Below are 3,260 nucleotides of genomic sequence, written 5' to 3' on the forward strand. Positions count from 1 at the left end.
AGCCGGTCCGGGTCCGTCGTGGAGCCCTGTTCAGTGGAAACCTGTTCAGTGGGGCCTGTTCAGTAGGGCCCTGCTCAGTGGAGCCCTGCTCAGTGGCCCGAGGGGGCCAGGTCCTCCGGGAACAGCCGCAGCCGGTGCGCCAGTGCGGCCGCCTCGCCCCGGCCGCCGACCCCGAGCTTGCCGAGGATGTTGGAGACGTGCACGCTCGCGGTCTTCGGAGAGATGTACAGCTCCTCGGCGATCTGCCGGTTGGTCCAGCCGCGCGCGAGCAGTCGGAGCACGTCCCGCTCCCGGGGGGTGAGGTTGAAGGAGTCCCCGGCGGCCTGGGCCGGCACCGCGGCCGCCTGCCCGGCCGCCCTCCCGGCCGTCCGCTCCGCCGGGGCGAGGCTCAGCCCGGCCCGCTCGGCCAGCGCGGCGATCTGGCCGCCGAGCAGCCGGTCACTCCGGGCGGCCGCCAGTTCGGCCGCCTCGCGCAGCAGTTCGGCGGCGGCCTCGCGCCGTCCGGCCTGCACCTCGGCCTCGCCGGCCCGCAGCAGGGCGAGCGCCAGCGGGAACGGCAGGCCGGTCGGGCGCAGCGCCTCGACGGCGGCGGCCCACCCCTGCGGGGTGTCCGCGCCCTCGGCGCGGGCCAGTTCGGCCTCCAGCAGTCGGGCCCAGCCGTGGTGCAGCGGTGCCCGGGGCCGCAGTTCGGCGGCGGCCGCGGCGATCGCGGCCAGCGCCCCGGGCCGGCCGGCCTCGGCCTGCGGCAGGCCCCGGCTGTCCGCCTCCACCGCGGCGGCCTCGGCCAGCAGCGGGTAGACGTCGGACTCGTGGCCGAGCCGGCCGTCCTCCTCCAGCGCGGCGAGCAGTTCGGCCCGGGCCTCCAGCGGCCGGCCGCCGAGCGCCGCGAGCCGCAGCGCCAGCCGGCTGATCGGCACGCTGTGCTGGACCTGGCCGACCCGGTTGGCCGACCGGGCCTGCGCCAGCATGGTGCCCGCGGTGGCCAGGTCCCCCTTGAGCAGGGCGAGTTCGCCGCGCATCCGGTCCAGGAACTCGGCGTGGGTGCCGGTCGGACTGGCCGCCTCGTAGCCGACCAGCACCTCGTTGGCCTCCCGGGCCCGCCCGAGGTCGGCGAGCGCCTCGACCAGGTTGCCGGTCAGGATGGCGCCGATGTTGCGCAGCAGGCCGTTGCCGTTCGCGTACTCCAGGCCCTCCCGGGCCAGTCGGACCGCGTCCTCCGGGTGTCCCAGTCCGCGCTGCATGCTGGCCAGGTTGTTGATGCCGCGCAGCAGCAGGTCGGGCACGCCCAGCCGGCGGGCCCGTTCGACCGCCCCGGCGAGCTCGGCCAGCCCGCCCTCGGCGTCGCCCTGCACGTCGTAGCGCAGGCCGCCGAGGGTCATCCGGGCGTGCACCTCGACCGAGTGCGCGCCCACCTCCTCGGCGATCCGGATCGCCCGCTCGGCCAGTTCGATCGCCGCGGGGGTGGGCTTCTTGAGCATCGCCGTCCCGGCGCCGAGCGCGAGCACCTCGGCCTGGACCGCGGTCGGCGGCAGGTGCTCCACCAGCCGCAGCGCGTTCGCGATCTCCTCCTCGTCGCCGGATCGGCGCAGGCTGCCCAGCATCCGGGCCCGGTTGATCCGGAACCAGGCCGCGCGCACCGGGTGTTCGGCCTCGTCGACCAGCCGCAGCCCGCGCTTGGCCAGGCTCAGGCCGCGCTCGCGGTCGCCGCAGCGCCGGGCCGCGACCACCGCCTCGGCCAGGACGTCGACCAGCTGGATCCGGTCGCAGTCCCCGTCCGCGGTGCTGTGGTCGCAGGAGCCGGGCGGGTAGGTCTCGGCCCAGTCGTACGGGCGCAGGGTGTGCGCCAGCACCTCCTCGGAGACCAGGTCCCACAGCTCCAGGGCCCGTTCCAGCATGCCGAGCTGCTCGGCGAAGGCGTTGCGGCGGCGGGCCGCGCGGGCGGCGTCCAGGGCCGTCGGCAGGGCGCGGGCCGGATCGTGCGCGTGGTACCAGTAGTTGGCCAGCCGGGCGGCCAGCGCGTCACCGGGGACCAGCTGCGGCTGGGCCTCCACGGCGAGCGCGAACTTGCGGTTGATCCGGTGCCGTTCGCCGGGCAGCAGGTCGTCCGAGACCGCCTCGCGGACCAGCGCGTGGCGGAAGCGGTAGCCCTCGCCCTCGCTGTCCGGGCGCAGGATGTTGGCGCCGACGGCCGCCCGCAGCGCCTCGATCAGCGCCTCCTCGTCGTCGTCCAGGACGGCGGCCAGCAGGGCGTGTTCGACGTGCGAGCCGCCCTCGGCGGCGATCCGCACCACCCGCTGGGCCTCCTCGTCCAGGCCCTCGACCCGCACCAGCAGGATGTCCCGCAGCGAGTCGGTCAGCCCGGCGCCGAAGCCGTCCTCGAAGGCGGTGGCCAGCTCCTCGACGAAGAACGGGTTCCCCTCCGACCGGCGGTGGATGCGGTCCACCAGCTGGCGGTCGGGGACGGTGGTGCCGAGGATGCCGGCCAGCTGGGCGGCCACCTCGCGGCGGTCGAACCGCGCCAGCTCCAGCCGCTGGACGGTGCGCAGCCGTTCGAGCTCGGCCAGGAAGGGGCGCAGCGGGTGCCGGCGGTGCAGGTCGTCGCTGCGGTAGGTGGCGACCAGCAGCACCCGGGAGCGGTGCAGGGTGCGCACCAGGAAGGCGAGCAGCTCGCGGGTGGAGCGGTCGGACCAGTGCAGGTCCTCGACGGCGAGGACGAGGGTACGCTCCGCGCCGAGCCGTTCGAACAGCCTCGCGGTGTGCTCGAACAGCCGGGCCCGGCTGTACTCGTCGTTGGGTTCGCCGTCCACCTCGCCGAACTCGGAGAGCAGCAGGGCGAGATGGCCCTCGCTGCCGGCCGCGGCGGCCTCCAGTTCGGCGCCCAGCGAGCGGTGCAGCCGGCGCAGCGCGGCGGCCAGCGGCGCGTACGGCAGGCCCTCGGCGCCGACCTCCAGACAGCTGCCGAGCGAGGTGACCGCCCCCTGGGCGGCGGCCCGCTCCAGGAACTCCTCCAGCAGCCGGGTCTTGCCGACCCCCGCCTCGCCGCCGATCAGGACGGACTGCGGGCTGCCGGTGCCCGCGCGGCGCAGCGCGTCGGTCAGCTCGGTGATCTCGCTTCCGCGGCCGACGAAGACGGGGCTGACCGATGTGTGCTGCATGGAGGCGAGCATGCCATAGCCGGTGGGGCCCGGCCGAGGGGTTATCTCCCCTGGCGAACGGGTCGAAGGTCCCGAACGCCCGGAGGGGGAGACGCTCACTCGCAG

General features: G+C 75.9%; 1 protein-coding gene. It reads right to left on the reverse strand.

All coding sequences use genetic code 11. The features are described 5' to 3' along the window. Nucleotides 1–89: 89 nt before the first annotated feature. Nucleotides 90–3,155, reverse strand: coding sequence for an AAA family ATPase (locus tag ACFU6K_RS34755; RefSeq protein ID WP_380669958.1), 3,066 nt, complete (start codon nucleotides 3,153–3,155; stop codon nucleotides 90–92). Nucleotides 3,156–3,260: the final 105 nt, after the last annotated feature.

The sequence above is a fragment of the Kitasatospora sp. NPDC057512 genome, assembly GCF_042802135.1.
Lineage (GTDB): Bacteria > Actinomycetota > Actinomycetes > Streptomycetales > Streptomycetaceae > Kitasatospora.